General features: G+C 70.3%; 20 protein-coding genes. 16 read left to right on the forward strand and 4 right to left on the reverse strand.

Going from position 1 to position 23,797, the window contains the following annotated elements:
* The first annotated feature begins 59 nt into the window (after positions 1-59).
* The 3 genes from Bsp3421_RS11820 to Bsp3421_RS11830 all read left to right on the forward strand — a co-directional run bounded on the left by Bsp3421_RS11820 (position 60) and on the right by Bsp3421_RS11830 (position 3,803).
* Positions 60-1,853, forward strand: coding sequence for a peptidoglycan D,D-transpeptidase FtsI family protein (locus Bsp3421_RS11820; RefSeq protein WP_273996145.1), 1,794 nt, complete (start codon positions 60-62; stop codon positions 1,851-1,853).
* Positions 1,854-2,011: 158 nt separating this feature from the next.
* Positions 2,012-3,010, forward strand: coding sequence for an arabinose ABC transporter substrate-binding protein (locus Bsp3421_RS11825; protein WP_273996146.1), 999 nt, complete (start codon positions 2,012-2,014; stop codon positions 3,008-3,010).
* A gap of 22 nt (positions 3,011-3,032) precedes the next feature.
* A complete protein-coding gene (locus Bsp3421_RS11830) occupies positions 3,033-3,803 on the forward strand; it encodes an SDR family oxidoreductase (protein ID WP_273996147.1) in 771 nt (256 codons plus the stop codon).
* 39 nt (positions 3,804-3,842) lie between these two features.
* Here the strand turns inward: Bsp3421_RS11830 and Bsp3421_RS11835 are convergent, their stop codons facing one another.
* The 3 genes from Bsp3421_RS11835 to Bsp3421_RS11845 all read right to left on the reverse strand — a co-directional run bounded on the left by Bsp3421_RS11835 (position 3,843) and on the right by Bsp3421_RS11845 (position 8,534).
* Entirely contained in the window at positions 3,843-5,567 is a 1,725-nt protein-coding gene (locus Bsp3421_RS11835) for a cation:proton antiporter domain-containing protein (RefSeq protein ID WP_273996148.1), read from the reverse strand.
* Positions 5,568-6,307: 740 nt separating this feature from the next.
* The gene (locus tag Bsp3421_RS11840) at positions 6,308-7,420 is read right to left on the reverse strand and encodes a GGDEF domain-containing protein (protein ID WP_337995259.1); all 1,113 of its coding nucleotides are present in this window, start codon (positions 7,418-7,420) and stop codon (positions 6,308-6,310) included.
* A gap of 469 nt (positions 7,421-7,889) precedes the next feature.
* Positions 7,890-8,534 carry a LuxR family transcriptional regulator gene (locus Bsp3421_RS11845; protein ID WP_273996149.1) on the reverse strand — a complete coding sequence of 215 codons (645 nt, stop codon included), beginning with the start codon at positions 8,532-8,534 and terminating at the stop codon, positions 7,890-7,892.
* Between the two features lie 1,125 nt (positions 8,535-9,659).
* Here Bsp3421_RS11845 and Bsp3421_RS11850 point away from each other — a divergent pair.
* From Bsp3421_RS11850 to Bsp3421_RS11905, 12 genes are all read left to right on the forward strand, one after another.
* Complete coding sequence (locus tag Bsp3421_RS11850) at positions 9,660-10,151, forward strand: PaaI family thioesterase (RefSeq protein ID WP_273996151.1); 492 nt, start codon at positions 9,660-9,662, stop codon at positions 10,149-10,151.
* Complete coding sequence (locus Bsp3421_RS11855) at positions 10,148-11,119, forward strand: acyl-CoA desaturase (protein ID WP_273996152.1); 972 nt, start codon at positions 10,148-10,150, stop codon at positions 11,117-11,119. Before Bsp3421_RS11850 ends, Bsp3421_RS11855 begins: the two co-directional genes overlap by 4 nt.
* 41 nt (positions 11,120-11,160) lie before the next feature.
* On the forward strand, positions 11,161-11,433 hold the full coding sequence (locus tag Bsp3421_RS11860) for an acyl carrier protein (RefSeq protein ID WP_273996153.1): 273 nt from the start codon (positions 11,161-11,163) through the stop codon (positions 11,431-11,433).
* A gap of 42 nt (positions 11,434-11,475) precedes the next feature.
* Positions 11,476-12,378: a class I SAM-dependent methyltransferase gene (locus tag Bsp3421_RS11865; protein WP_273996154.1), complete on the forward strand. Its 903-nt coding sequence runs from the start codon at positions 11,476-11,478 to the stop codon at positions 12,376-12,378.
* A 12-nt stretch (positions 12,379-12,390) separates the two neighbouring features.
* Positions 12,391-13,689, forward strand: a complete 1,299-nt coding sequence (locus Bsp3421_RS11870) for a cytochrome P450 (RefSeq protein WP_273996155.1) — start codon at positions 12,391-12,393, stop codon at positions 13,687-13,689.
* Positions 13,679-14,470, forward strand: a complete 792-nt coding sequence (locus Bsp3421_RS11875; protein ID WP_273996156.1) for a thioesterase II family protein — start codon at positions 13,679-13,681, stop codon at positions 14,468-14,470. The genes Bsp3421_RS11870 and Bsp3421_RS11875 overlap by 11 nt, the downstream gene beginning before the upstream one ends.
* On the forward strand, positions 14,458-16,284 hold the full coding sequence (locus Bsp3421_RS11880; protein WP_273996158.1) for a fatty acyl-AMP ligase: 1,827 nt from the start codon (positions 14,458-14,460) through the stop codon (positions 16,282-16,284). Before Bsp3421_RS11875 ends, Bsp3421_RS11880 begins: the two co-directional genes overlap by 13 nt.
* A 59-nt stretch (positions 16,285-16,343) precedes the next feature.
* Positions 16,344-16,793 (forward strand): PaaI family thioesterase, encoded by a 450-nt coding sequence (locus Bsp3421_RS11885; RefSeq protein ID WP_273996159.1) that lies wholly within the window; start codon positions 16,344-16,346, stop codon positions 16,791-16,793.
* A 289-nt stretch (positions 16,794-17,082) separates the two neighbouring features.
* Complete coding sequence (locus tag Bsp3421_RS11890) at positions 17,083-17,673, forward strand: IMPACT family protein (protein ID WP_273996160.1); 591 nt, start codon at positions 17,083-17,085, stop codon at positions 17,671-17,673.
* Between the two features lie 84 nt (positions 17,674-17,757).
* Positions 17,758-18,819: an FUSC family protein gene (locus Bsp3421_RS11895; RefSeq protein WP_443111435.1), complete on the forward strand. Its 1,062-nt coding sequence runs from the start codon at positions 17,758-17,760 to the stop codon at positions 18,817-18,819.
* A 402-nt stretch (positions 18,820-19,221) separates the two neighbouring features.
* Positions 19,222-19,704, forward strand: a complete 483-nt coding sequence (locus Bsp3421_RS11900; protein WP_273996162.1) for a (2Fe-2S)-binding protein — start codon at positions 19,222-19,224, stop codon at positions 19,702-19,704.
* On the forward strand, positions 19,701-21,989 hold the full coding sequence (locus Bsp3421_RS11905; protein ID WP_273996163.1) for a xanthine dehydrogenase family protein molybdopterin-binding subunit: 2,289 nt from the start codon (positions 19,701-19,703) through the stop codon (positions 21,987-21,989). Before Bsp3421_RS11900 ends, Bsp3421_RS11905 begins: the two co-directional genes overlap by 4 nt.
* Positions 21,990-22,041: 52 nt before the next feature.
* Here Bsp3421_RS11905 and Bsp3421_RS11910 read toward each other — a convergent pair whose 3' ends face one another.
* Positions 22,042-22,932, reverse strand: coding sequence for a class I SAM-dependent methyltransferase (locus Bsp3421_RS11910; RefSeq protein ID WP_273996164.1), 891 nt, complete (start codon positions 22,930-22,932; stop codon positions 22,042-22,044).
* Positions 22,933-23,064: 132 nt separating this feature from the next.
* On the opposite strand from Bsp3421_RS11910, the gene Bsp3421_RS11915 reads away from it, so the two are divergent.
* A complete protein-coding gene (locus Bsp3421_RS11915) occupies positions 23,065-23,784 on the forward strand; it encodes a YceH family protein (protein WP_273996165.1) in 720 nt (239 codons plus the stop codon).
* Positions 23,785-23,797 lie beyond the last annotated feature (13 nt).

Genomic DNA, 23,797 nt, shown 5'->3' on the forward strand with positions numbered 1-23,797 from the left:
ACAATCACCCCCTAGAAGCGTCCTCCACCGGGGCGCGTTTGCCGTCCACCCGCCCGTCCATGACCCTGAAGAAGAAGTCGAAAGCCTCCGAGCCGTACCTCGCCGTCGCGAAGAACCCGATGTTGTCGGCGAGCCTGCCGATGTGGCGCTCGAAGTTCGTCGTGATCCTCGTGTTTCTCGCCTTCGGCGCGCTGATCGCGCGCGCCTTCTGGGTCCAGATCGCCAATCAGGACTTCTATGCCGGCCAGGGCCAGAAACGCTACCAGCGCACCATCGAGCTCGATGCGATGCGCGGCCGCATCGTCGACCGCAACGGCGCGATGCTCGCCGTCAGCCTGTCCACCTACGAAATCTGGGCGAATCCGAAGCAGGTCGACGAAGCCGCGTACCCCGCGCTCGCGAAGCTGCTCGACATGCCGCTCCCCGAGCTCAAGCGCCGCCTGAACAACGAGCGCAGCTTCGTGCTGCTCAAGCGCCAGATCGATCCCGAGACCGCCGCCCGGATCGACAAGCTCGGTCTCGAAGGCCTCACCCAGGTCGCGGATTCCAAGCGCTTCTACCCGGAAGGCGAATCGGCCGCGCACGTGGTCGGCTTCACGAACGTCGAGGATCACGGCCAGGAAGGCGTCGAGCTGGCCACCAACGACCGCCTGTCCGGCACCGCCGGGCAGCGCGAGGTGATCCGCGACCGGCTCGGCCGGATCGTATCCGACACCCGCCCGCTCGTGCCCGCCCAACACGGCGCCACCATCGAGCTGACGATCGACCGGCGGATCCAGCAGCTCGCCTACGCGCAGCTGAAGTCGGCGATCCTCGCGAACAACGCGCAAGCGGGCAGCGTCGTCGTGCTCGACGCGCAGAACGGCGAGATCCTCGCGCTCGCGAACTACCCGACCTTCGATCCCAACGACCGCGCCCGCCTGACCGGCCAGCAGTTGCGCAACCGCGCGGTGATCGACACCTTCGAGCCCGGCTCGACGATCAAGCCGGTGGTCATCGCGCTGTCGATCGACGCAGGCAAGGTCAGCCCGCAGACCCTCATCAACACCGCGCCCGGCAGCTACAAGATCGGCCCCGCGGTCATCCACGACACCTCGAACCACGGCTCGCTCACGGTCGCGCAGGCGCTGCAGAAGTCGAGCAACGTCGCGCTCGCCAAGCTCGCGCTGAACCTGCCCGCCGAGACCATCTGGAACAAGTACCAGGAATACGGCATCGGCCGCGCGCCGGAACTGACCTTCCCGGGCGTCGCCTCGGGCCGCCTGCGTCCCTACAAGCGCTGGCGGCCGATCGAGCAGGCGACGATGGCGTACGGCTACGGGCTGTCGATGTCGCTGCTGCAGATCGCGCAGGTCTACACCGCGTACGCGGGCGACGGCACGATCCACCCGGTCTCGCTGCTCCGGAACAACACCGACGTCCACGCGCTCGAGGCGCAGCGCGGCCACCGCGTGACCTCGCCCGCCACCGCCGCCGCGATCCGCTCGATGCTGGAAATGGCGGCGGGCGAAGGCGGCACCGGGCGCGCCGCGCGCGTCGACGGCTACCGGATCGGCGGCAAGACCGGCACCGCGCGCAAGCAGGTCGGCGCCTCGTATGCGAAGGGCAAGTACCGCGCGCTGTTCGCCGGCATGGCGCCGATGAGCAACCCGCGCCTGATCGTCGCCGTCATGATCGACGAGCCGGCCGGCCGCAGCTACTATGGCGGCACGGTCGCGGGCCCGGTGTTCTCCGGCGTCACGAGCGGCGCGCTGCAGCTGCTCGGCGTGCCGCCCGACGCGCCGCCCGGCCCGACCAAGGCCGCCGCGGCCGCCAAGCCGGCCGCCAAGCCGGCCGCCAAGCCGAAAACCTGAGCCGCCCCGCCCATCCCATTCTTTAGGATCGCCGCGCAATATTTGAGCGGCGAGCCGCCTCCCTCCTACAATCTCCCGCACCACGGACGCCCCCGCGCGACGTCCGTGCGACCGCCCGCGCGGTCCTTCCAAGATCAGGCGCTCAGGAGAGAGACATCATGGGATTTCACTGGACCAAGCGGGTGCTGGCCGGCATCGCCGCCGGCGCATGCCTGTCGGCCCCCGTCGTCGCACGGGCGGACGCCGCCCCCGTCAAGATCGGCTTCATCGTGAAGCAGCCCGACGACCCCTGGTTCCAGGACGAATGGCGCTTCGCCGAGCAGGCCGCCAAGGACAAGCATTTCACGCTGGTCAAGATCGCCGCGCCGAGCGGCGAGAAAGTCTCCACCGCGCTCGACAGCCTCGCCGCGCAGAAAGCGCAGGGCGTGATCATCTGCGCGCCCGACGTGAAGCTCGGGCCGGGCATCGTCGCGAAGGCGAAGCGTTACGACATGAAGCTGATGTCGGTCGACGACCAGCTCGTCGACGGCAAGGGCGCGCCCCTCGCCAACGTGCCGCACATGGGCATCTCGGCGTACAAGATCGGCCAGCAGGTCGGTCAGGCGATCGCCGCCGAGACCCGGCGGCGCGGCTGGAATCCCGCCGAGGTCGGCATCATCCGGCTCGCCTACGACCAGCTGCCGACCGCGCGCGAGCGCACCACGGGCGCGGTCGACGCGTTGAAGGCCGCCGGCTTCCCGGCCGCGAACGTGATCGACGCCCCCGAAATGACGGCCGACACCGAAGGCGCGTTCAACGCGGCGAACATCGCGCTGACCAAGCACCAGAACTTCAAGCACTGGGTCGCGTTCGGCTCGAACGACGACACCACGGTCGGCGCGGTGCGCGCGGCCGAGGGCCGCGGGATCGGCGCGGACAGCATGGTCGCGGTCGGCATCAACGGCAGCCAGGTCGCGATGAACGAATTCGCCAAGCCGAAGCCGACGGGCTTCTACGGGTCGATCCTGCTGAATCCGCGCCAACACGGCTACGACACGTCGGTCAACATGTACGAGTGGATCACGAAGAACCAGGCGCCGCCGCCCGTCGTGCTGACCTCGGGCACGCTGATCACGCGCGACAACGAAAAACAGGCGCGCGCGTCGCTGGGCCTTTGAGCGCGCGAGGCAAGGAACCGACATGACGACTCCCCGCACCACCTTGATCACGGGCGCCGCCGGCGGCATCGGCCAGGCGCTGACCCGTTGCTTCGCCGCCGCCGGCGGCCGCGTGCTCGCGCTCGATCGCGACGCGGCCGCTCTGCGCGCGTTCCTCGACGCGCTCGGCCCCGGCGACGTCCATCCGATCATCGACGACCTCACGGATCCCGCCCGGCTGAAGGCGGCGCTCGCCGCGCATCCGGCGGTCGACGTGCTGGTCGCCAACGCGGGCACCGCCGCGTCGACGACCCTGCGCAACACCACGATCGCGTCGTGGCGCGCCGACCTCGACGCGAACCTGACCGCGACCTACGTGAGCGTGGAGGCGGTGCTGCCCGGCATGCTCGCGCTCGGTCGCGGCGCGATCACGGTGATCGGCTCGGTCAACGGCATGAACGCGCTCGGCCACCCGGCCTACAGCGCCGCGAAGGCCGGCCTCGTCAGCTACACGAAGTCGCTTGCGATCGAATACGGCCGCCGCGGCGTGCGCGCGAACATCGTGTGTCCGGGCACGGTCAGGACGCCCGCGTGGGAGGCGCGCGTGAAGCAGAACCCGCGCGTGTTCGACGAATTGAGGAAGTGGTATCCGCTCGATGATTTCGCGACGCCGGACGACGTCGCGCAGGCCGCGCTGTTCCTGTCTTCGCCGGCCGCCCGCGTGATCACGGGCGTCGCGCTGCCGGTGGACGGCGGGCTGCTCGCCGGCAACCGGGTGATGGCGCAGGAACTGACGCTGGAATCGTTCGACTGAGAGGCCGCGCGCGGCGGGCGCGCCGGCCCGCGCGTCGCGTCAATGCGCGGGCTTGGGCACGTGCGGCGTCATGCGCGACAGCACGTGGTCGGTCATGCCGCGCGCCAGCTCGGTCTCGCCGATGAAGACCGTGCCCATTCCTTCGTTGACGAGCAGCGACGCCTCGTCGTCGCTGTTGGTGCACAGCGCGATCTCGATGGTCGGATTGAGCGTGCGCGAGATCTCGACGATCTGCCGGACGTCGAACACGTCGGGCAGCGTGACCACCAACATCCCGGCGCGCGCGATGTGCGCCTGCACCAGCACGATCGGCTCGATCGCATCGCCCGACACGGCCGCGACGCCCTCCTCGCGCAGCTTCTCGACCCGCTCGCGGTTCTGCTCGACCACAACGTACGCGATGCCGCGCTCGTCGAGCGCCTGCCCGATCCGGGTGCCGACCCGCCCATAGCCGACGATCACGACCTGCCCGGTCAGATGCGTCTGCGGCGTCGACATCGGCAGCGCGGCGAGCGGATCGTCGCGCGACTCGAGGCGTCGCGCGAACGCCGAATGCCGGCGGATCCAGGCGGCCGCGGGCTCGATCATCGCGAACAGCAGCGGATTCAGGGCGATCGAGATCAGCGCGACCGCGAGAATCAGGTTCTGCCCTTCGGCCGACAGCAGGCCGAGGCCGCGCCCCAGGCTCGCGAGGATGAACGAGAACTCGCCGATCTGCGCGAGGCCCGCGCCGACCGTCAGCGCGGTGTTGAGCGGATAGCGGAACGCGAGCACGAGCGCGACGGCGGCCAGGGTCTTGCCGATCACGACGATCGCCGCGACCTCGATCACGTGCAGCGGCTCGTTGATGAGGATGCCCGGGTCGAACAGCATCCCGACCGAGATGAAGAACAGCACCGAGAAGGCGTCGCGCAGCGGCAGGGTTTCGTCGGCGGCGCGGCGGCTGAACTCGGATTCGCGCATCATCATGCCGGCGAAGAACGCGCCGAGCGCGAACGACACGTCGAACAGCTTCGCCGCGCCGAACGCGACGCCGACGGCCGCCGCGATCATGCACAGCGTGAACAGCTCGCGCGAGCCGGTGCGCGCGACCAGCCACAGGATGCGCGGGAACACCCGCTTGCCGACCACCAGCATCAGCGCGATGAATGCGCCGACCTTCAGCAGCGTGGTGCCGAGCGTGCCCCACAGGCTGCCGCCCGGGGCGCCGCCGTGCGCGGCGTCGGGCGTCGCGCCGCCGAGCAGGCCGGCGAGCGGCGGCAGCAGCACGAGCACGAGCACCATCACGAGATCCTCGACGACCAGCCAGCCGACCGCGATCCGCCCGTTCACCGATTCGACGAGCCCGCGACCCTCCAGCGCCCGCAGCAGCACCACCGTGCTCGCGACCGACAGCGACAGCCCGAACACCAGCGCGCCGCCGATATTCCAGCCCCACAGTAGCGCGAGCCCGCAGCCGAGCGCGGCCGCGACGCCGATCTGGAAGATCGCGCCCGGCAGGGCGATCTTGCGCACCGCGAGCAGGTCGCCCAGCGAGAAATGCAGCCCGACGCCGAACATCAGCAACATCACGCCGATTTCAGCCAGCTGCTGCGCGAGCGCGAGATCGCCGACGAAGCCGGGCGTGCCCGGCCCGATCACGATGCCCGCCAGCAGATAGCCGACGAGCGGCGGCATCTTCAAGAGCGAGGCAAGGTAACCGAAGATCATCGCGAGACCGAAACCGGTCGCGAGCAACGCAATCAGGCTGACGTCATGAGGCATCCGCGCTCCATTTTGAACGTAATATTTTAGTAAGCCGACAAGGATAAGGGATCAGCGCGGCAAATGGGCGCGCGAATCAAAATATCACGGGGCCGCGGCGGGCCGATGACGGCGTGCGGCGAACGATCCGACCCTGCTTCGGGCTTCGGGCTTCGGGCTTCGGGCTTCGGGCTTCGGGCTTCGGGCTTCGGGCTTCGGGCTTCGGGCTTCGGGCTTCGGGCTTCGGGCTTCGGGCTTCGGGCTTCGGGCTTCGGGCTTCGGGCTTCGGGCTTCGGGCCGCCGGTTTCGGGCCGCCGGTTTCGGGCTTCCGGTTTCGGGCTTCCGGTTTCGGGCTTCCGGTTTCGGGCTTCCGGTTTCGGGCTTCCGGTTTCGGGCTTCCGGTTTCGGGCTTCCGGTTTCGGGCTTCCGGTTTCGGGCTTCCGGTTTCGGGCTTCCGGTTTCGGGCTTCCGGTTTCGGGCTTCCGGTTTCGGGCTTCCGGTTTCGGGCTTCCGGTTTCGGGCTTCCGGTTTCGGGCTTCCGGTTTCGGGCTTCCGGTTTCGGGCTTCCGGTTTCGGGCTTCCGGTTTCGGGCTTCCGGTTTCGGGCTTCCGGTTTCGGGCTTCCGGTTTCGGGCTTCCGGTTTCGGGCTTCCGGTTTCGGGCTTCCGGTTTCGGGCCGGCGCTCACCGCCCTCGCCCGGTCAAGCCCGTCGCGCGCCGCCCCGGGTCGGCCGCCCCGTCGCGGCGCAGCCCGCCGCGCCGGCTAGGCGAATTCGACCCGGTCGCGCCCGTTGCGCTTCGCGCGATACATCGCGGCATCCGCCGCGTCCAGCAGCCGCGCAACCGCGCCCGCCGCGTCGACCGGCTCCTCGATCGTGCGCACCGACACGCCGATCGACACCGTCACCCGCAGCGCCATCGGGTGCGTGTCGGAGACGTCCAGCTCGAGCGCGGCGACCACGTGCCGGACCCGTTCGGCCACCACCGTCGCCTCGTTGCGCGCGGTCCGCAGCAGCAGCACCGCGAACTCCTCGCCGCCGTAGCGCACGAGCGTGTCGCCCGCCCGCAGCTGCGAACGCGCGCAGTGGGCGACCGCCACCAGCACGCGGTCGCCCACCGCATGTCCGTGCACATCGTTGATCTGCTTGAAACGGTCGATGTCGAAGAACAGGCAGGCGATCGTCTCCTGCCGGCGCGCCGCCCCGAGCACCGCCTCCCGCAAACGTTCGTCGAAGTAGCGGCGGTTCGCGAGCCCCGTCAGCGCATCGGTGATGCCGAGGCGCTGCAGGCGCTCGCGGTGCGCGACGTTGTCGAGGCTCGCGGCAACGATGCGCGCGAAGCGTTCCAGCAGATCGGTCGCCATGCCCGGCGCGAACCGCTCCGGATCAGCGCTGCCCAGGCACAGGCAGCCGATCGTACGGGCGGCGCGATCGTCGCCGAGCCGCAGCGGCAGCACGATCGCGCTCGCCACGCGCGCCGGCCCCGCCGGACCGAACGCCGCGCCGGCCCAGGCTCCGGGCGCGCCGAGCCACGGCACGCCGCCGGCCGTCAGGCGCATCAGCCAGGCCCCGAGCGGCAGATCCGCCGTCACGTCCGGATGCGGCGCGTCGTCGACGATCTCCGCCGCGAGCGGCTGCGCGCGATCGAGCCACACCCGCACCGCGTCGAGCGAGAACTCCGCCGGGAATCGCGCAAACAGCGCGTCGATGAAGGCCGCGAGCCCCGCCGCGCCGATCAGCGCCAGCTCGATGTCCTGAAACCGCCGCAGCGTGCGCTCATTGCGCAGCACGGTGTCCATCAGCGCACGGACCTCGGTCGGCAGGAACAGGGGATCGGAATAGCTCACGTTGAACAATAGGAGAGCGCGAGCGGACACGGCGCTCGACAGCCTGGATATCGGCGGCGCGCGCGCGAGCTTGAGGGGTGTGCGTTCAGGCGCGCCCGGCGAATCGACGATCGGCTGCGCCAAAGCCGCCGCGCGCCCAGTCGCTCGGGCACGCACTCACTCGGGCCGCCGTGACGCGACCGGACGCCGCCCCCCATCGCCGCCACGACGAGCCGAGCCCGCGAACGCTCGGTCGCCGCGCGGCGGCGGCGCCCCGCGCCCAACGTCGTGTGCGCCACGGCTTGCCGACGGCGACCGGCCACGTCTCGCGCGCCCCATGCGCCGCCACGCCGGCGGACCCGCGTGCCATCGCCCATCGCTCATCGCCGATCACTGGTCATCCATCACCGGTCAGCAACGGCATCGGGGCGACGACTGCCTACCCACGCCGGCCACGCCCGCCCGCGCCGCGCCAATCCAGCGCCAATCCCAGCGCTAGTCTCAGCGCCTAAACCAACGCCTAAACCAGCAGCCCCAGGATCGCAGCCTTGACCGCGGCCTCGGTCTTGTTCATCGCATTCAGTTTGCGCATCGCATTGACGAGGTGAAACTTCACGGTCCGATCGTCGATCGACATGATCTTGCCGGTTTCGGCATAGGTCTTCCCGGCCGCCGACCACTGCAACGTTTCGCGTTCGCGCGCGGTCAGCTCGACCGCGTAGTCCGCCCCCTGCGGGTACTCGCTCATCGCGCTGCTGAATGCGGTCGCCAGCCACGACATCCGGTAGCCCTTGTCCGCCAGTTCGCGCTTGTCGACCGGCTCGGCCGAGCGCGCGAGGGTCACCAGCCCGCTCACGCCCGCGCGGCTGCGGGTCGGCATGCACCAGCCGTAGCGCAGGCCGTGGTGCGCGGCCTCCTCCCAGAACTCGGCCTGCCGGGTCTGGCCGCCGGCCTGCCAGATCAGGGGAAGCGTCTGCGTGAGCCCGTGGCGGACCGTGGGATCGATCGCGAAATAATTGCGGTCCACGTAGCGCTCGACCCACTTTTCCGGATAGTCCGACTGCAACGTGAATTGCGGATTGTTGATCGGAAAGGGCACGCGGATTCCGAACGAGCACCGCTCGAAGCCCAGTTCCCGCGCGGCGACCCGCAACTCCTGAAACACCTCATCTTCGGTTCTGGCCGCTGCAAAGGCGTCCAGGTACGTCTCTCTCCACGCATGCATACCTCACCCTCGCGATCGAACCGGGCCCGGGTGGGCCGCGGATGTGTACGGCGCCCACGAGCGCAATGACCCGCCGTCAGCGCCCGTCGCCGTGACATGGGCGGGGCACGGGGTTCCGCCCTTCGTCCGGGGCGGCTGCTCGAATGGCGCGATGCTTGTGTCCGGGTATTTCGTGCAACAGGCTCAACGTTACCTGAATCAGTCCGCGCAAACCGCGTTGCCGAAACGCGCAGCGAATACCGATGCGCATTCATTCTCTTGCCCTATTCCTGAAATCCGATCCAATGGGAAATGGAAATGAAATAACCGTATCGTCAAGCGACGCGTCGCGCATTTTTATTTATTTATTTTTTCACTCCGCCCACCGCCGTTTCATCAAAAAATCGCCATGGATATGGCACAAACCTCGGAATATCGCTGATTCCGGCCCTTTGAATTTCTCCCTGCGCAATTCCATTGCATCATATGCAAATTCACTGGCACCCTGCCCATTCGGGCAGCTATTTTGCGCATCCAATGTCAGGTCCAATCATCCCGACAATTACGAGATAAAACGGGTCGCCAGCCGCTTGCGCTGACCGTCGCGAGGCGGCGGCGATCCGGATTCCGAGACGATCCATCCGTTCGTTCCAGATCCTGAATCAGCAGCCCGGATGGCCGTCGTCCACCGTCGACGGCCCCGGCGTACCCAAGCGGTGAAGCGGTCGTTCGCGGCCGCGTGTTGCCAACGGACAGAATCAAACTTGCCTGGCGGGTTTTCCCATGCAGACGCTGTCGGGAAACGGTTCCGCTGTGCAATCAGCATGTCGCGCGGCGCATCGTGGCCCCGTGGAAGTCGTCGTGAAACACGCGTCGTCCGATAGCCGACCTCGCGCGCGTCGCGCCGGCGCAATGGCATTGACGTGCACGAAGCCGCATCGCCACGGTTAATCGATGGCAAATCCCGATCGAGATGCAGCGGCCCATCCGCGCCGCGCCGAATATCGATACGTCGCCGGACGGCCCGCGTCATCCGGCGCGACTATCCCGGGTTTGCTTTCATCAGCGATAAACGAAGGATGGAACATGCCTCACGACTCGACAGAAGCCAACCCCGCCTCCACCTCGGCCGCGCCGCCGGACGGCTATTTGCCGCTGTTTCGCAGCAGCCCGTTCCTCGATCTCGTGGGGCCGCTGTTCTATCGCCCGGGCGACACGGGCTTCAGCCTCGGCCTGCGCGTGCTGGAACAACACCTCAACAGCGTATCGACGCTGCACGGCGGCCTGATCGCCACGCTCGCCGACGTCTCGCTCGGCTACGTGACCGCCTTCTCGCGCGAACCCACGCTCAGCATGGTCACGGCCAGCCTCACGATCGACTACCTGGGCGCGGCGGCGCTGGGCAGCTGGGTCGAGTCGCACGTCACCGTCAACAAGGTGGGCAAGCACCTCGCCTTCGCCGACGCCGCCCTCACCGCCGACGGACGTCCGGTGGCCAAGGCGCGCGCGTTGTTCGCCATCGCCGATCGCGCGCAGCCCGCCGCCGGCCTCAGTCCCCAGGACAAGGAGCCATCGTGAGTTTCGAATCCGAATTCCAGTCCATCCATACGCGCGAGACGCCGGGCAAGGCCAACGCGCGCCTCACGATCAACGATCCGTTCCTGCATCGCAAGCAGCGCCGACACTTCATCCTGCACGACGTGCTGCCCGCGCTGTTCACCGTCGTCGCGCTGCTGCTGATCCCGGTGCTGCGTCCCGGGCTGCCGGAACTCGCGGCGTTCCTGGTCATGTGGACCGTCACGGGGCTCGGGGTCTCCACCGGCTACCACCGCCTGTTCGCGCACAAGTCCTGGGTGGCGGCGCGGCCGCTGCGCAACGCGCTCGCCATCACGGGCGCGATGGCCGGGCAAGGCAGCGTGCTGTCCTGGGTGGCCATGCATCGACGCCATCACGAGCGCAGCGACGCGGACGGCGACATGCACTCGCCCAATCTTCACGGCGACGACTGGCGCGGCCGGCTGCGCGGCTTCCTGCACGCCCACCTCACCTGGATGATGGCGCACCCGTACCCGAGCGTCGTGCACTACGCGCCCGACCTGATGCGCGATCGCACCATCGCGTGGATCCACAAGCACTACCAGCGCTGGGTGATCCTCGGGCTGGTGCTGCCGGCGCTGTTCTGCGCCCTCGTGGAACGCTCCTGGAGCGGCCTGCTCATGGGCTTCCTGTGGGGCGGCATGGTGCGCATGTTCGTGCTCGAGCACGGCATCTGGTCGCTCAACTCCCTCTGTCACATGATGGGCACGCGCCGCTGGGCGACGCGCGACAAGAGCCGCAACATCGGCCTGATCGCCCCCTTCATCTTCGGCGAGAGCTGGCATCACAATCATCACGCCTTCCCGGGCTCGGCCTGGTTCGGTCTTCGGTGGTGGCGCGTCGACCCCGGCTACTGGTTCATCTGGCTGATGGGCGTGCTGGGTCTCGCGCGCGACATCAAGGTGCCGGAACGGGCCCAGCTGGAAATGCGCCGCGCCGCCGCGCGCTGAGAACAGGACGCATCCCTTCAATCCCAAGGAGACACCCGCTCATGAACACCCCCGCGAAACGCCCCGAAGACATCGTTCAATGGTGCCGCAACTACATCGCCGGCGTCCTGGACGTACCGGTCGACTCGATCGATCCGGCCAGCGAGTTCGACACGCTGGGCCTCGATTCCGCGTTGATCACGTCGATGCTGATCGAGCTCGAGGAATGGCTCGGCATCGACATCCCGCCCTCGATCTTCTTCTCGCAAAGCACGCTCGACGGCATGGGCGCCGTGCTGGCCGAGCGCGTGGTGAGCGAAGGCGCCGGCGCGTAGACCTCGCGCCGCGCACCCGGAACCTGGACAGGAGAGCACGACATGACGGCAAGGCTGGAGCAGCAGGATGCGACGTATGGCGGGTCGGCCGACGCCATCCGCTATCACTACGACGTGAGCCGCGCGTTCTACGCGCTGTGGCTCGATGAAACGATGTCGTATTCGTCGGCGTTGTGGACGCCCGCCGCCACCGAACCGCTCGCGCTCGCGCAGCGACGCAAGATCGAGCATCACCTGCAGCACGCGCGCGCGGACCGCGCGACGCGCCTGCTCGACATCGGCTGCGGCTGGGGCGGCATGATGCGGGCGGCCGCGGAGCTGCCCGGGCTGCAACGGATCGTCGGCCTCACGCTGAGCGAGGATCAGGCGGCCTGCGTACGCGAGCTGAACCATCCGAAGTTCGAGGTGCGGCTCGAGAACTGGGTCGATCATCGCCCTGCCGCGCCCTACGATTCGATCGTGTCGATCGGCGCGTTCGAGCACTTCGCCAAGCCGAGCGACACCGTCGCGCAGAAGATCCAGGTGTATCGCGACTTCTTCGAGGCCTGCCGCACGTGGCTCGCGCCCGGCGGCCGCCTGTCGCTGCAGACGATCGCCTACGGCACGATGCGCCGCGAGGAAGCCAGCCAGTTCATCAACCAGGAGATCTTCCCCGACGCCGATCTGCCCACGCTCGCCGAAATCGCCGCGGCGGCCGACGGCGTGATGGAGATCACCGACGTGGTGAACCATCGGCTGCACTACGCGCGCACGACCGAGACCTGGGCCGCGAACCTGAAGAAGCATCGCGCGGCGGCCGTCGAACTGGTCGGCGAGGACACCACCGCGCGCTACGAACGCTATCTCACGCAATCGTCCGCCGGCTTCTACATGGGCAAGATCGCCCTGCTGCGCCTGGCCCTGCGCCCGATCGGCAGCAGTTGGCGGCAGATGGCCACGGCCTGAACGGAGACCCGCATGGAATCCCGTCAGCCCGCGACTGCAACCGCCACTGCGCCCGCGTTCAAGTTCAATCCGACGCATCCCGACTTCGTCCAGGATCCGTATCCGACCTACGCCCGGATGCGTCGCGAAGCGCCCCGTCTCCAGGCGCTGGGCACGCGCATCCTCACACGCTACGACGACGTGCTGGCCGTGCTCAAGCATCGCGACCTGAGCGTCGCGCTGATCCCGGACACCATCCAGCGCATGGCGTCCAGGCTGCGCGTCGAGCGCCTGGATCAGATCGATCGCTTCATCCGCAGTTCGATCGTGTTCACCGACAATCCCGCGCATGTACGCCTGCGACGGCTGGTCAACCAGGCCTACACGCCGCGCGCGGTCGCGCGGCTCGCGCCCCTGATCGACGATGAGATCGCCGCCTGCCTGCGCGCCTTCGACGACGGCGCACCGGCCGACCTGATCGCCGCCCTCGCGCGGCCGCTGCCCGTGCACGTGCTGTGCCGCTGGATGCGCGTGGAGGCGACGCATCGCGCCGACATCGCGCATCACGTGCACAACGTCCGCCTGCTGCTGGATCCGGGCATGATGGGACGGCGCGACTACGTGCGCGCCGCCGAATCGCTGGCCTGGCTGATCGACTTCTTCTCCGCGCATGCCGACGGCCCGGCCGCCGCGCACGAAGGCGTGGTGCGCGACCTCGTGGCCGCGCGCGCGGACGACGACCGGCTGTCGCACGAGGAAGTCGCGTTCGCGTGCGTCATGTTCTACGTGGCCGGCACCGAGACCACGCAATCGCTGATCGGCAATGTCGTGCTCGCGCTCGTCCGGCATCCGCGGCAGCTCGCGCTGTTGCGGGAACGGCCTGAACTCGTCGAGCGCGCGGTCGAGGAGAGCATTCGCTACGACACGCCCTTGCAGTTCACCAAGCGCGTCGCACGCACCGCCACCGAGGTGAACGGCATCGCGATCGCGGCGGGCGAACAGATCCTCGCCTGCATGGGCGCGGCCAATCGCGACGAGGACGTGTTCGAGCGCGCCGACGTCTTCGATTGCCTGCGCACGGGCGCGCCCCACGTCGGCTTCGGCTACGGCCTGCATGCCTGCCTGGGCGGCCAGCTGGCCCGCCTGCAGGCCGAGCGCGCGCTGCACATGCTGCTCGCGCGCTATCCGGCCTGGGATCTCGATCCGACCGGCGTCACCTGGCAATCCGAGAGCCTGATCCTGCGCGGCCCGGCCGCGCTGCGCGGCCGCCTTCTCGCCGCGCTGGCCGAAGCGGACGAGACGCTCGCCGCCAGGGGCGTCGATGGCGAATAAGTGGATCGTGACGGCGCCGGACAATGCCGCCGCCCCGCATTCTCCGGTGCTGTACTGCTTCCATCACGCCGGCGGCAGCGCGGCGTCGTACAACGGCTGGTGCACGACCTGGCCCGCCGGTTCGCGGCTGCGCTTCGTCGAGCTGCCGGGCCGGCCGGGCGCGCCCGAGCCGCTGCCGTTCACCGAGGTCGAGGCCCTGATGCCGCCGCTGCTGCGCGCGTTCCTCGATCAGCATGAGACGGACACGCCCTATGCCTTCTACGGCCACAGTCTCGGCGCGCTGGTGGCCTACCGGCTCACGCGCGCGCTGCTCGCGCACGGCCACGCCGGCCCGGCCCTGCTCGCCGTGTCGGGCCGGCGCGCGCCCACCGCGCCGCTGCGCGGCGAGGCGCTCTGGAACCTCCCCGAGGCGGCGCTGATCGAGGCGCTGCGCGCGCTCGGCGGCATGGCGCAGCCGCTGCTCGCGAGCGCGAAGTGGCGCGACCTGTTCCTGCCCATCATGCGCGCGGACCTGCGCCTGTCCGACGAATACCAGGAAGCGCCGGACGCCCCGCTGCCGATGCCGCTGCTCGCCCTGCACGGACACGACGATCCGATCGTGCCGCTGCACGAACTGAACGCGTGGCGCGCGCTCGCGGGCGCGGGCTTCGAGCAGGCAGCCATGCCCGGTACGCACTTCTTCACGGCCGAGGGACTGCTGCGGGTGCGGCAGCGGCTGCAGGACGCGCTGGCCGGGATCCGCGCCGCGCATCCGCACGGAGCGCCGCAATGCGTGAACTGACGCCGCTCCCGCCCGCGCATGCCACGCTCAACGCGCTGGTCAGCCACTGGGCCGCGCAGCAGCCCGACGCCGAAGCGTTTCTGTTCCTCGGCGCGGAGAACGTGGAGCAGGAGCGTCTCAGTTATGCGCAGCTCGCATCGGCGAGCCGCGGCCTGGCGCGCATGCTGCTCGCGCAGGCCGCGCCCGCCGCGCGCATCCTGCTGATGTTCGAACCGGGGCTCGCGTTCGTCGTGGCGTTCTTCGCCTGCCATCGCGCGGGCATGGTGCCCGTCCCGGTGGTGCCCGCGCGCCGGGGCCGCATGCGCGACGCGGCCATCGCGGTCGCGAGCGATTGCGCGCCGGCGCTGCTGCTGTGCACGACGGGACAGGCGGCGGCCGTGCGCGACGCGCTGGGCGACGTCGAGGCGCTGCGCGCGTTGCCGGTCGTCGAAACAGCCGTCGGCTCGGCGCTCGCTGCGGACGCGTCGGGCGCCGATGCGTCGGGCGCCGGTGCGTCGGGCGCCGGTGCGTCGGGCGCCGGTGCGTCGGGCGCCGGTGCGTCGGGCGCCGGTGCGTCGGGTATCGGCGCGGCGCCGATCGATGCGCCGCTGGCCTTCCTGCAATACACATCGGGATCCACCTCCACGCCGAAGGGCGTCATGGTTTCGCAGGCCAACCTGTTCGCCAATCTCGAGATGCAGCGCCTGGCCATCCACAATCCCTGGGGTGCGTGCTACGTCGGCTGGACGCCGCTCTATCACGACATGGGCCTGATCGCGAACCTGCTGGAACCGTTCTATCTCGGTGGGCGCTGCGTGCTGATGTCGCCGGCCCAGATGGCGCAGGCGCCGTGGCTGTGGCTGCGGGCCATCTCGCATTACCGCGCGCATTCGAGCGGCGGCTCCAACTTCGCCTACGATCTGTGCATCGAACGCGCCGCGCGCATCCTCGCGGAACCGCTCGACCTGTCGTGCTGGAAGGTCGCGTTCAGCAGCGCCGAGCCGGTGCGCGCCGACACGCTCGCGCGCTTCCACGCCGCCTTCGCCGCGCTCGGGTACGACGGCCGCAGCGCCTATCCCTGCTACGGCCTCGCCGAAGCCACGCTGGTGGTGAGTTGCGGCGGCAGCCGCCCCCGGCCGGTGCTGCTCGATGCCAGCCGGTCGGCGCTGGAGCAAGGCCGGATCACGCCGCCCCGCTCGGACGACGACACGCGCACGCTGGTCGGCTGCGGCGCGCCCGTCTCGGGCAGCGAAGTCGCGATCGTCGATCCCGATACCCGCCGGGCGCTGACGCCCGGGCGCATCGGCGAGATCTGGGTGCGCGGCCCGCACGTGCCCACGGGCTACTGGAACAACCCGGCCGCGTCGGCCGAGACCTTCCACGCCGTGATCGACGGCGATCCCGACGCGCGCCCGCACCTGCGCACGGGGGATCTCGGGTTCGTGGACGAGTCGGGCGAAGTCTACGTGACCGGCCGGCGCAAGGATCTGCTGATCGTGCGTGGGCGCAACCTCTATCCGCAGGACCTCGAACGGGCCGCGCAGCGCGCGTATGCGGGCCTCGGCGAGGCCGCGGCCTTCCCGCTGGACGCGGATCGGATCGGCCTCGTGATCGAGGTGGCGCGGGAACAGCGACGCCATTTCGACCGGCTGCGCGCCACGGCCGCGGTCCGCGCGGCGGTGCTGCAGGAATTCGAGGTGTCCCTGCATGCCGTGCGCTTCGTCGCACCCGGCAGCGTCCCGCTCACCTCCAGCGGCAAGATCCGTCGTCGCGAAACCCAGCGCCGCTTCCTCGCCGATACGCTGCGCGACGTAAGCGCCGATGCGCACGCGTGAATCGCGCCCGTCACCCACCGTCGACCTGCCGGCTCGACCGGCAGGAAAAGGAACCTGGCATGTCCCCCCAAAGCGAAACGCTCGTCCACCCGATCGAAGCGCTGGTGATGTCGATGCCGGCCGCGCAGACATTGCAGTTGCGCTTCATCCGGATCGAGCCGGGCGAGGTGGAATTGACGCTGCCGTACCAGGACAGTCTGAGCTTCCGGCCCGGGCAATTGCAGGCCACGCCGATCTTCGCGGCGGCCGACTTCGCGGCGGTCTCGGCGGCGGGCACGCTGCTGCCGCCGGGCTGGGTCAACGCCACGATCGACTGCACGCTCAAGATCGTCGGTCCGGCCAACGGCACGATGCTGCGCGCGCGCGGCTACGTGATCGATGCCGGCAAGCTGATGACCGTCGCGGAAGCGCGCGTGTATTCGTGCCGGGACGGCGAGGAAACGCTCTGCGCCACCTTGCTGGCCACGGCGCGCAATCTGCCAGGGCGGCCCGAGTCGAAGCCGGCCTGACCTGAGCCGGGTCGCGGCGGCGCAAAGGCTTGCGTCCAACCGGGAAGCATCGAAAACGACGCGATCACCCGCGCTTCACACAGGATATTCGTCAATGGAATCAATCTTCCGGAAGATTGATTCCGGCATGCCCGAGCCACGCGCGCCCCCCGCCGCGACACGGCACCGGCGTGCCTCGATACACGCCACGGTAAAATCGCGTCGCGTCGTCCGATGCTCACGCGCGTCCACGTCGGGCAACCGCGCCGCCGACGCGCTGCGTCGATTTTCTTCCCCTGTCCCCCGGACCATGACCTACTCGCTTGCCACCTCCTACACCCGGGAACTCGAGATCCGCAAGAGCCGCTTCATCGCCTACGCGCTGCCCGTCGCCGACCGCGACGCCGCGATGGCGGAACTGCAACGCCTGCGCGCCGAGCATCCGACGGCGACCCATGTCTGCTGGGCGCTGCTCGCGGGCGGCCAGTCCGGCATGTCCGACGACGGCGAGCCGTCGGGCACCGCGGGCCGGCCGATCCTCGAAGTGCTGCGCCATCACGACCTGGACGGCGTGCTCGCGGCGGTGGTGCGCTACTACGGCGGCGTGAAGCTCGGCGCGGGCGGCCTCGTGCGCGCCTACACCGACGCGATCGCCGCCGCGCTGCTGAACGCGGAGCGGATCGAGCGGATCACGCTCGCGCGGCTCGCGATCGAACTCGGCTACCCCGACGAGGCGCGCATACGACGCTGGATCGAGCAGGAAGGCTATACGCTCGTCGACTCCGCCTACACGATGACGGTGCGGCTCGTGATCACCTTGCCGGCCACGGCGCAGGACGCGGCGCGCGCGGCCCTGCTCGACCTCACGCAAGGCCGCGCGGGGTTTCCCGCCTTCGAATAGGCCGCCTCGCGGCGCGCGCCCGGCGGCCGGTTCCGCCTGTGAGAAAATTCGTGCTGCGAATTTCCTTGCCGCCCGTCCGAGATCATGATGCCGTCCACGCTTCCCTTCTGGCGCGCCGCCCTGCGGCCGCTGCTCGACCCGTATCGCCGCTATCGCCACGCGAAGCTGATCCACGCCGCCCGCGTCGCGTTGAGCGTGCTGGTCTCGATCGCGCTGACGAGCGCACTGCGCATGCCACACGGCGAATGGGCCAGCATCACCGTGCTGATCGTGATCGGCGGCCTGCAACATCACGGCAACATCCGCAAGAAGGCCGCCGAGCGCGCGCTCGGCACCGTGATCGGCGCGGCGGCCGGGCTGTCGCTGATCGTGCTGCAATCCGCCTCCGGCTGGTCGCTGCTCACCCCGCTGCTGATGGCGATCGCCTGCGGGCTGTGCGCGTATCACGCGATCGGCAAGGCCGGCTATATCGCGCTGCTGTCCGCGATCACGATGGTGATCGTCGCCGGACATGGCGACAACGAGATCGCGGACGGGTTGTGGCGCGCGGTCAACGTGCTCGTCGGCATCGCGATCGCGCTCGCGTTTTCCTTCGCACTGCCGCTCTACGCCACCTATTCGTGGCGCTACGCGCTCGCCGACGCGCTGCGCGGCTGCTCCGCCGTCTATGCGCGCATCGCCGCGGCGCAACCGGTCGACGACGCCGCGCACCTGAAGGACATGGCCCGCATCAGCTCGCTGCTCGTGCAATTGCGTTCGCTGATGCCGTCGGTCGCGAAGGAGACCGGGATGTCGCTCGCCCAGCTCGAAGCGATCCAGCGCGGGCTGCGCCGCTGCATCAGCACGCTGGAAATGCTGTCCGGCGCGCAACCGGCGTCGGACGACCTCGCCGGGCGAACCTACGCCGTCGACACGCTCGCGAACGACAGCCGGCGCATCCGCGCGATGCTGGTGGGCGCCGGACGCGCGCTGAAATTCGGCGCGCTCGGCCGGCTCCAGCCGGCGGCGATCCCGCCCGCCGGCGCAGCGCCCGACGACACGCCCGCGCGGCTGTCCGGCTTCGTATCGCTGTCGATCACGCTCGATCGGGAGATCGAGGCGCTGCGCGCGCGCCTCCTCGATACCGCGAAGCTGTGGAATATCTGAATCCGATGCGCTGAAACCGAGGGCGTTCGCACCGTGCGTCGCGCGCGCGGCCGCCAACGCCCCCGCTCATCCGGCCCGCACGCCCGGCACCGCCCGATCGATACGACGCGACGCCCGGCGGCACATGCAAGGTGTCCGTGCGTCCCGACGACCGCCGCACGCGCGAGCACCTCGCCGCCCTGAAAAACGCACCTCGATCCGCCCGCGCGGCCGCCATCCTGCGTTTCCCCGCGACGCGCGCTCGCCGCCCCATGCGACGCCGCGTCGCCGTCGCCCCCGTCCGCCCCCGCGCATGAAATAATCCACCCCGCGCCGCCACGACCTAGCCTCTCGGCCCGACGAACCGGCCACGCGTCGCCACGCGCCTACCGATTAAAACAACACTCAATACAAGGTATTCCGATGTCATCGTCGATCGCGTTTCACATCAACGGCCGCGAGGTGCGGCTCGACACCCCGGACGGCGCCACGCCGCTGCTCTACGCCTTGCGCAACGATCTCGGGCTGAACGGGCCGAAGTTCGGCTGCGGCCTCGCCCAATGCGGCGCATGCACGGTCCTGCTCGACGGCGTCGCCACGCGCGCCTGCGTGATGCCGCTCGCGGCGGTGCGCGGCCGGCAGGTCACGACGCTCGAAGGGCTGTCGGACGGTGAACGGCTGCATCCGGTCCAGCAGGCGTTCGTCGACCGGCAGGCCATGCAGTGCGGCTACTGCTCGAACGGCATGATCATGACGCTGGCGGCGCTGTTCGCCCGCGAGCCGGATGCGAGCCGCGACGACATCGTCAGCGAGCTGAACGGCAACCTGTGCCGCTGCGGCGCGCACGTCGAGATCCTCGACGCCGCCGAACACGCGCGCACCCTGCTGAAGGAGCGCGCGCAATGAACCGCTTCGAGGCCACCCGTCGCCGCCTGCTGAAAGCCGGCGGCCTGCTGATCGTGAGCTGCGCGCTGCCGCTCGCGCCGCGCGCGGCGTCCGCGAGCGACGCCGGGCCGACCGCGCCCGGCCCCTCGCCGGATCGCGTCGACAGCTTCATCGCGATCGGCGCCGACGGCACGATCACCGCGTTCAGCGGCCACGTCGATCTCGGCACCGGCGTACGCACCGCGCTCGCGCAGATCGTCGCCGACGAACTGCGCGTCGCGTTCGCGCAGGTGACGATGGTGCTCGGCGACACCCGCCGCACGCCGGACCAGGGGCCGACGATCGCCAGCGCGACCCTCCAGGTCAGCGCGGTCCCGCTGCGCCGCGCGGCCATGCAGGTGCGCGCCTTGCTCGCGGAGCGCGCCGCGCGACGCTTCGCCCTTCCCGTCGAGGCGCTCTCGCTCGACGACGGCTACGCGTATCCGCGCGACCATCCCGCTCAGCGCGCGGGCTATGGCGAGCTGGTGCGCGGCGAGGACCTGCACGTGCCGCTCGCGCCGGACGATCCGCCCGTCGCGACACCCGCGCGCCGCCGCTATGTCGGCGCGAGCGTGCCGCGCGTCGACATCCCGGCGAAGGTGCGCGCCGCGCCGGTCTACGTGCACGACGTGCGGCTGCCCGGCATGCTGCATGGCCGCGTGATCCGGCCGCCCTATGCGGGCGCGGACAGCAGCGCGCCGCTCGGCCGCGCCCTGCTCGGCGTCGACCGGACCTCCATCGCGCAGCTGCCGGGCGTCGTCGAGGTGGTGGTCAAGGGCGATTTCGTCGGCGTGGTCGCGCAGCGCGAGGAACAGGCGATCGCCGCGATGCGCGCGTTGACGGTGCGCTGGCGCGACTGGCGCGGCCTGCCCGACCTCGCGCCGGATCAATTGCATCAGGCGCTGCTTGCGCATCCGTCCCAGCCGCGCCCGCTGCATGAAACACCCGGCTTCGACGCGACGCTCGCGGCCGGCGCGCAGCGGCTCGACGCCGATTATGTGTGGCCGTACCAGATGCATGGGTCGATCGGCCCGTCGTGCGCGGTGGCCGACGTGAACGCCACGCGTGCGGAGATCTGGTCGGGCACGCAGAATCCGCACGCGTTGCGCCTCGACCTCGCGCGCCTGCTCGGCCGGCCCGCCGGGCAGGTCCAGGTGACGCGCCTGGAAGCGTCCGGCTGCTACGGCCGCAATTGCGCGGACGACGTGAGCGCCGACGCCGCGCTGCTGTCGCAGGCGGTCGGCCGGCCGGTGCGCGTGCAACTGATGCGGGACCAGGAAGCAGGCTGGGAGCCGAAAGGCACCGCCCAGCTGATCCGCGTGCGCGGCGCGCTCGATGCGGCGCACGCGGTCGCCGCCTACGAACTCAAGACCTGCTATCCGTCCAACAACGCGACGACGCTGCCGCTCGTGCTGACGGGCGTCGCCCCGAACGACGCCATCGTCGAGCAGATGGGCGACCGCACCGCGATCCCGCAATACACGTACCCGGCGCTGCGGGTCGTCGCGCTCGATGCCGCGCCGATCGTGCGCGCGTCCTGGCTGCGCGGCGTATCGGCCCTGCCGAACGTGTTCGCGCACGAGTGCTGGATCGACGAGGCCGCGCAGCGCGCCGGCGCAGATCCGATCGCCTATCGGCTGCGCTATCTGCAGGATCCGCGCGCGATCGCGCTGCTCGACGCGCTGAAGGCGCGCGCGCGGTGGGTGGACGGCCCCGCGCACCGCACGCCGGCGCCGGCGGACCAGCGGATCCTGCGCGGCCGCGGGATGGCCTATGCGCGCTACTTCCACAGCAAGTTTCCCGGCTACGGCGCGGCCTGGGCCGCGTGGGTCTGCGACGTCGAGGTCGACCGCGAAACCGGCCGGATCCGCGTGACGAAGGTCTGCGTGGCGCACGACTGCGGCCAGATGATCAATCCGGACGGCGTCCGGCATCAGGTCCACGGCAACGTGATCCAGTCGCTCAGCCGGATCCTGAAGGAAGCCGTGAGCTTCGACGGCGCGGGCGCGACGTCCCTCGACTGGGGCGCCTATCCGCTCCTGCGCTTCGACGAGGTGCCCGAGATCGACGCGCTGCTGCTCGAACGCCCGGACGCGCCGCCGATGGGCGCGGGCGAATCGGCATCGGTGCCGAGCGCGGCCGCGGTCGCGAACGCCGTGTTCGACGCCGCCGGCGTGCGCCTGCGCGAAGTGCCGTTCACGCCGGCGCGCGTGCTGCGCGCGCTGCGCGCCGCGTCGGGCGCGGAGGCCGACGCGCACGCAGCCTGAGCCGTTCCGCCGATCCCGCGACCCGGCGCAGCCGGGGGCGCCCTGCCCCTGACTACGCCTCCGCCACCAGGAACATCTCGCCGCCGGCCGGCGTCAGCCCGTCGCTGCGCCCCGAGAAATAGCGCTGCGCCAGGTCGGCCGTCGCGAAGTGGCGCGCCCGCGCGAACCCGGCCTCGCGCGCGAGCGCGACGATCTCCTCGGGGCGGAACAGGCTCTGGAACGGCGTGCCCGAAGCCCGCGCACGCGCGTACATGGCCTCGTGCTGCGCGCGCTCCGCGGGAGCGACGAGATCGAGCGGCACGATGAAGGTCATCGCGAGCGTCGAGCCCGGCGCGAGCGAAGCAAGCTGTTCCAGCGTCGCGCGGTTCGCGTCCCGGGTCAGGTACATCGACACGCCCGTCGACGCCACCACGGCCGGCTGCGCGGGGTCGAAGCCCGCGGCCGCGAGCGCCGCCCACCACGACGCCCCCGCCTCGAAGTCGACGGGCACGAAGCGCAGCCCGGGCGCGCCGCCGAGCCCGGTCTCGTCGAGCCGCCGCCGCTTCCAGGCCTGCGGCCCGGGGCGATCGATCTCGAACACGCGCAGCCGGGCGGCCAGTTCCGGCCGGCGCTGCGCGAACGTATCGAGCCCCGCGCCGAGGATCACGTACTGCGCGACGCCCGCCGCCGCGGCCGCTTCGATCTGGTCCTCGATGAAACGCGCGCGCGCGACGATCGAGGCGCGATAGCCGCGGATCCCGTCGGCGCCGACGTCGGGCCGGCTGCGCCAGTCGCCCTCCGGCTCGACCAGGCGCAGCCCGAGCGTATCGTCGAACACGTGCGGCGGCGGGTCGCCCAGCACATGCATGGCCCGCCACAACGCCACCCGCACCGCGGTGCCGTCGGGCGCCGCGTCCCGCCCATCCGTCCCTTCCTTCATCGCGCGCTCCCGTCGCTTCACCATGAAGCTGCGTCACAGTGTAGGTAAACGCGGCCGACAGGCTCGCCCAAGCGCGCCGGGCCGGCTATCATCTGAGGCGACGCGCGGGCCGCCCCGCGCCGCCCCCGATTCGCCGCTCACTGTGATGCCACGCCGATGAATGCCACGCCCGACATGCCCTCCCGCCCCGCGCTGCGCGCGCTGACCGCCCTCGAAGCCCGCGTGCTCGGGGTCCTGGTCGAAAAGCAGCACACCGTGCCCGACACCTACCCGCTGTCGCTGAACGCGCTTGCCGCCGGCTGCAATCAGAAAACCGCGCGCGCGCCGGTGATGAACGCGACCGAGGCCGAGATCCTCACCGTGATCGACGGCCTGAAGCGCCTGAGCCTCGTCGCGGAAGGCAGCAGCAGCCGCGTGCCGCGCTTCGAGCACAACCTGAACCGCGTGCTGGGCATCCCGACGCAGGCCGCCGCGCTCTTGACGGTCCTGCTGCTGCGCGGCCCGCAGACGGCCGCCGAGCTGCGCCTGAACAGCGCGCGCCTGCACAACTTCGCGGATATCTCCTCGGTCGAGGCGTTCCTGGAGGAATTGGCCGAGCGCGCGCCCGCGCTCGCGGTCAAGCTGCCGCGCATGCCGGGCGAGCGCGAGAGCCGCTGGGCGCACCTGCTGTGCGGCGAGGTCGCGATCGACGACGCGCCGGCGCGGGCCGCGTCCTTCGCCGCGGCCGAGGACGGCGCGGTCTCGCCGTCCGAATTCGAGGCGCTGAAGGCCGAGCAGAACCGTCTCGCGGCCGAGCTGGCGCAGTTGCGCGCGCTCGTCGCCCACCTCGCCGGCGAGCTGGGCATCGACCCGGGCCCGTTCGACATCGCCCCCTGATCCTCCGCCGTTC

Origin of the sequence: Burkholderia sp. FERM BP-3421, assembly GCF_028657905.1 — a bacterium.
Taxonomy (GTDB): Bacteria; Pseudomonadota; Gammaproteobacteria; order Burkholderiales; family Burkholderiaceae; genus Burkholderia.